Annotated in this window: 2 protein-coding genes and 1 pseudogene; all 3 read left to right on the top strand. The window is 57.9% G+C overall.

What is annotated here, in order from left to right:
* A partial coding sequence (locus tag KRZ98_RS21170) for a hypothetical protein (RefSeq protein WP_217675202.1) occupies window positions 1–311 on the top strand: 311 nt, incomplete at its 5' end.
* Between the two features lie 93 nt (window positions 312–404).
* Window positions 405–1058, top strand: a pseudogene (locus KRZ98_RS21165) (IS21 family transposase); the annotation flags it as partial.
* Between the two features lie 164 nt (window positions 1059–1222).
* On the top strand, window positions 1223–1867 hold the full coding sequence (locus KRZ98_RS21160) for a site-specific integrase (protein ID WP_217675201.1): 645 nt from the start codon (window positions 1223–1225) through the stop codon (window positions 1865–1867).
* Window positions 1868–1909 lie beyond the last annotated feature (42 nt).

The raw sequence follows: 1909 nt of genomic DNA, 5'->3' as shown, positions 1-1909 counted from the left end.
CTCCACGGCAAACATCCCCGGCCACCCCCCTTAAAAGGAGCAACCTATCCAATGGCTGGTTTTTAAACCGCCACGCTCAGCAAATCGCTGGCGTTCCATTGGCCTGGTTTGTCACCGCCCTCTACACCTTGTCGAGTTCGACGATCTTGGCATTTAGATCCGCCAGCAAATCCAGCATCAATCGGAACATGGTGCGGGCGGCGTGCGGAAGTGAACTTGCCATTTCCTGCGTGTTTCGCAAATTCCCGGACACGGATTTCGGTAATTCGCGGACAGTGATTTCAGTAAATACGGGACAGCGATTCCGCTAATTCCGGGACAGTGGTTTCGGGCGGGAATGAGGTTCGTTTTTCGGGCGCGCCGGAGTGGCATTGAGTCCTTTCATCAAGGTGATGGGAGGGAAGATGCCAAGACGGAAGCAAGCGAGACGAACGAACGTGAAGGACATGCGATCGATTCTGCGCCTGACCTATGATCAGGGGCTATCAGTACGGACAGTGTCGGAGCGATTGAAGCTCAGCAAGACGACAGTATCGACCTATGTCCTGCGTGCACGCGAAGTGGGCCTTTCCAGCTGGCCACTGCCACCGGGATATGACGATGATGCGGCTCTTGAGCAGCTTCTCTTTCGCCGTGTCGGGCGGCCTCCGCAGGATCTGAGCGAGCCGGACTGGCCGGTGGTTGCGCGCGAGATCAAGCGCAAGGGTGTGACGCTGACGCTGCTTTGGCAAGAATATCGCGCCGGGCATCCCAATGGCTATGGCTATACCTGGTTCTGCGATCGCTTTGCGGCCTTCCAGAAGTGCACCCATGCAAGCTTCCGTAATCGGCATGAGGCGGGTGCTGTGATGCAGACCGATTATGCAGGTCATACAGTGCCGCTGATCGATCCATCGACCGGGGAAATACACCAGGCGCAGATCTTCGTGGCGGTTCTGGGGGCTTCGTCGCTGACGTTCGTGATGGCCAGCCTGAGTCAGAAGCTCCCCGACTGGATCGAAGGCCAGGTTCAAGCGCTGGGTTACTTCGGCGGGGTAGCCCGCGCCATTGTGTATGATTACGTGCCCGGGCACGTAATCGCAGTTTTGTGTCCCGATCGGTTATGTGGCTCGCTGCCGGCAAGTCACTGCTTTTTCTCATCGTGAGTCCGAACGCCGGCACATCGCACGAAGGCCGCAAAAAGCTCACCCTCTGCTCCCCTACTTTTGGAATGGAGGTTGTCATGCTGGAACGCATTTTCGTAATGCCGAAGACCGTCGATCGGATCATGGGCTGCTGGCTTGGACCGCAGATTGACGATTATGTGACTGCGCTGTGTGAGCAGGGCTATGCGGCTCGCAGCATCTACCGGCGGGTCCCGATCTTGACGTCGTTTGCGGATTTCGCCGCTGCCCGCAATGTCGACCAGATCGACCAGGCAGAAGCGCTCGTCGATGCTTTTGTTGCCAGCTGGCTATCTGCTCGGTGCGCGGATCGATCCGCTGATGCGCGCCGGCGCAGCCGCAACTTCGTTGGTGTTACCGTACGGCATTTCTTCAGTCTGGTCGTATCGAAGTCCGAGTACCGCTGTAACAGGACGGCGCGGGCTGACCCATTCGCGGTCCAGGTCCCGGGATTCTTCGATCACCTTCGTGAAGAACGTGGCCTGCGTCCGAGATCGATTTGCGCTTACCGGCACTATCTGCGCCGGTTCGAACGATATCTCGAGGACGTTGGGTGCGAACTTGCCGTACTCTCATTGCCCGTGGTCACAGGATACATCACGACGGTGGCCCAGCTGTTTGAAGCGCCCCGGGTTTCCAGGAGGCTCCAACTTGTGAGAAGGAGCATCCGTTATGAGCAAGACAACCAACAAATTTTCACCTGAAGTCCGCGAGCGGGCGGTTCGTATGGTGGTGGAGCAGCGGGC

The organism is Sphingobium sp. AS12, from assembly GCF_019097845.1.
Classification (GTDB): Bacteria; Pseudomonadota; Alphaproteobacteria; order Sphingomonadales; family Sphingomonadaceae; genus Sphingobium.
Note: the sequence above shows the minus strand (reverse complement) of the source record. Positions and strands in the feature narration are given on the sequence as shown.

Excerpts from the sequence above, each read along its gene's own strand:
- KRZ98_RS21160 (WP_217675201.1), top strand. The coding sequence starts at position 1,223 with ATGCTGGAACGCATTTTCGTAATGCCGAAGACCGTCGATCGGATCATG.